This window comes from Mesotoga sp. HF07.pep.5.2.highcov (assembly GCF_003666285.1).
GTDB lineage: Bacteria > Thermotogota > Thermotogae > Petrotogales > Kosmotogaceae > Mesotoga > Mesotoga prima.
The window spans coordinates 1-3,021 of record NZ_JFHJ01000548.1; the positions used below are offsets into that span (position 1 = coordinate 1).

Genomic DNA, 3,021 nt, shown 5'->3' on the forward strand with positions numbered 1-3,021 from the left:
CAAGCTAGCAGTTGACAACGTTGTATCTAAACTGCCTGGGGTTCATAGTGCAAGAATTGTCTATGATGAAAGCGGAGAAATGGTCGAGATTCATGTATTGGCAGATATTACCAAGCCTGCAAAGCAACTGGTCAGAGATATTGAGACAGCTATTTATGCCTCAACCGGAATCAAGATCGATAGAAAGATAGTATCTATAGCGCAGATATCTCTTGATTCTAACGACGAGGATGAAGCTTCAGTAGTAAGACCTTACCAGAAGGAAGAACTTCAAGGGTACAACTTTCAGCTAACAAGCCTTGAAACTAGGGCCACGACAAGGCGTCTTGATATTACTGTGGTTCTAGACTACGATGGCAAAGAACTTGAAGGTTCTTCGATTGTCGATGTTGGAGATGACGAGAAATATATGGCGATCGTTGAGTCGACTGTGGCTGCCATTAGAGAGGTTATACCCAGTTTCCGGATCGAGTTCATCGAAAAGCTCGAGTACGGTATGACAGAAATTGTTATGGCAGTCGGATCTTCGTTGGTAAATGGAAAGAGAAAAAGAGAGGCTGGCGCGAGACTATGCAAGAAAGACAGCCTGAATGACTTTGCTTTGGTTGTCTTAGAAATAATAAACAAGATATAGATTCTCACTAAAGAGAATTATCTATTTCGGAGGTGCTCCAATGGATCTGTCGCACTTTGTCTCTTCCGTAACACCATCGGCCACTCTAGAGTTCAATAAGAAGGCCCTTGAGCTTTCTAAGGCGGGAGAGAACGTTGTCAAATTCACTGCCGGCGAACCTGATTTTCCTACTCCACGTCCCATAGTTGAGGCGGCCATTACTGCTCTCAACGAGGGAAAAACTAAATACACCAATGCTTCCGGCATAGATGAATTAAGAAAAGCAATCGCTACGAAGATGCTGAAGGAGAACGGCTTAAGCTACACTCCTGATGAAATTGTTGTGTCAAACGGTGGAAAGCAAGCAATCTATAATGTACTTAAGGCCTTGCTGAACGTGGATGACGAAGTGATAATTATCTCGCCTGCCTGGGTGAGCTACGAAGCACAGATTCTGCTCTGCGGTGGTCGTCCAGTGGTTGTTCCATCTGAGCTTGATAAGGGCTTTGTTCCAGAGATTTCGAAGATCGCAGAGGTTATAAGCGCAAGGACACGAGCCATAATAATCAACTCTCCAAACAACCCAACAGGAGCCATATATCCTGAACACTTCCTTCGAGATCTTGCGGTCTTAAGCAAGGAGAGCGACCTCCTTGTCATTTCGGATGAGGTTTATGAAAAGCTGGTATATGATGCTGCACATTTTTCCATTGCTTCGATTGATGGGATGAAAGAAAGGACGGCGGTAATAAATGCCTTCTCCAAAACCTATGCCATGACGGGTTGGAGGATAGGTTATTCGGCAACTTCACTTAGACTGGCCAAGGCTATCTCCAAGATTCAAAGTCATCTGACATCCAATGTCAATACTATAACTCAGTACGCAGCACTGAAGGCATTTGAAGTTGACACTTCTTCAATGGTTGAAGAGTTTCGAGCCAGGAGGGACTTCGTGTTCTCAAAACTGAAAAAAATCGGTCTGAGATTTCACAAACCGGCGGGCGCTTTCTACTATTTCATTGATATAAGGCCATTTCTCGGCGGCAGGTTCAAGAATTCAAACGATTTTGCTATAGCCCTCCTTGAAGAAGAAAAAGTGGGAATGGTTCCTGGAAGCGCATTCAGCTATGAGGGGTTCATAAGAATGTCCTTCTCCAGTTCTTTGGAGGAACTCGACGAAGGACTAAACAGACTGGAAAACTATCTCAGAAAACTTTAATTAGCGACCTGTCCAGTCAAGGCTCCATCTGAAGGATTTAGTCAAGAACTGAACGCTTTGAAGATCGGATCTTGAGAGATCATCTAGCATTCTATTCATTGCATCTCTGAAGGCATACTGTGTATTACCAGAGCGTATTTCCATGAGACACTCAACTGTTGCGGCAAATTGATCGGCAGCCCAAACAATTTTGCCTTCCGCTGATTCAAAGGGATTCAGCATTCTGGATTTTAGTTCTTTGATAAGTTCATCTGGCATTCCGTCTAGGAGGTTCTCGGTAACCATCTGTTCTTCAACCTGAGCAATCACTTCCTCGAAGCCTGGAACCTTCTTTTTCGTCGGCGTGATTATATCTCCAGTCATGCTTTCGGGAATGTCATGAAGCAGAGCGCGTTTGACAGATTCAACAGGGTTTACACTGTTTCCTTGTTCTTCCTCAATACATGAGAGTATATATGCGATTATTGTTACGTAGAAAGAATGAGCGGCGACAGTGGTTGGGACATTCCTGTTGAGCCTGTTCCAGCGAATGGCTCTCAGAAGAACCATTAAGGCGTTTGTGTATCGGCTGAGCCAGTTGTTGCCCGTTATCAGACGATATGGACCGAATTCCTCGAAATCTTTGATCCTAGCCTCAAGGTCCTTCAGAGGTCTTTCAAAGAACTCCGGAAAGCTTCTGGCATGAAGACCGGCTTCCAGTTTGGCCGATAGAAGATCTCCAGTCTGGATAATCTTTCCTTCGACCGAATTATCTTTGGAGTGCACCATTGAAAAAAAGAAGGCATCGTGTCTCTCATCAGGCAAGTATTGAATAATCTCTTCAACTGTCTTTTCAAAGACATCGTTCCACTTGTCAGGTGAAAGGGATTTTATTAGAATTTTAGTATCAACCGAGATGTCTGAAAGCAAGCATTTAGGCAGTTCTTTTAAGACGAGTCTCTGGAAGAGCTCCTTTTGGTCGATTTCGAAACCTTTCAAAATTGCCATTTCAGACATTAGCAGGCAGTACTGGGCAGAAATGAAGGCATTTTCGGCCTCGTTGGTTCTTAGAAGAGTCGGTGTGTTGTTCCACCTGTACATTGTGAAGAGATTCGTTGCCAGTTCCAGAAGTTTCACATATCCTTGAAACACGGAAACACCTCCTGAGTACGTTCATGAATCTATGTTGTTACAATTATAATTGTTAGGC

At 43.8% G+C, this 3,021-nt stretch carries 3 protein-coding genes; 2 read left to right on the top strand and 1 reads right to left on the bottom strand.

The window, feature by feature from the left end:
• Window positions 1–634, top strand: a 634-nt coding sequence (locus BG32_RS11640) for a hypothetical protein (protein ID WP_121526861.1), incomplete at its 5' end; no start/stop codon positions are given.
• A gap of 40 nt (window positions 635–674) precedes the next feature.
• Window positions 675–1,832 (top strand): aspartate aminotransferase, encoded by a 1,158-nt coding sequence (aspC, locus tag BG32_RS11645; protein WP_006492313.1) that lies wholly within the window; start codon window positions 675–677, stop codon window positions 1,830–1,832.
• On the opposite strand, the gene BG32_RS11650 is transcribed toward aspC, so the two are convergent.
• Window positions 1,833–2,963, bottom strand: coding sequence for an HD family hydrolase (locus BG32_RS11650; RefSeq protein WP_006492314.1), 1,131 nt, complete (start codon window positions 2,961–2,963; stop codon window positions 1,833–1,835).
• Window positions 2,964–3,021 lie beyond the last annotated feature (58 nt).